This is a genomic window from Streptomyces sp. NRRL S-455, assembly GCF_000717875.1.
Taxonomy (GTDB): Bacteria; Actinomycetota; Actinomycetes; order Streptomycetales; family Streptomycetaceae; genus Streptomyces.
Genome location: NZ_JOCT01000085.1, coordinates 1 through 377 on the forward strand (window position 1 = coordinate 1; position 377 = coordinate 377).

Genomic DNA, 377 nt, shown 5'->3' on the forward strand with positions numbered 1-377 from the left:
CCCCTGGAACGCATCAACCTGGACTTCGCCCACGGCACCGTCCACTCCGTCGACGTGGACGGACGGGCCGCCGAGTTCGCCACCGCGGACGAGGACCTCGTCATCCGGCCCCCAGGCCGCCTTCCGGCCGGCGCGCCCGTGCACATCACCGTCCGGCACACCAGCGACCCCTCCGGGGACCCCGCGCGCGGCGGCTGGGTGCCCACCGCGGACGGCCTCGCCATGGCCAACCAGGCGGACGCCGCGCACCGGGTCTTCCCGGGCAACGACCACCCCGCGGACAAGGCCTACTTCACCTTCCGGGTCACCGCGCCGAAGGACCTCACGGTCGTGGCGGGCGGTCTGCCGGCCGGACGGCGACGGAACGGTGCCACCAC

The 377-nt window shown here is 75.1% G+C and carries 1 pseudogene; it reads left to right on the forward strand.

The window, feature by feature from the left end:
• Nucleotides 1–377: pseudogene (locus tag IE97_RS0137915) on the forward strand (M1 family peptidase); the annotation flags it as partial.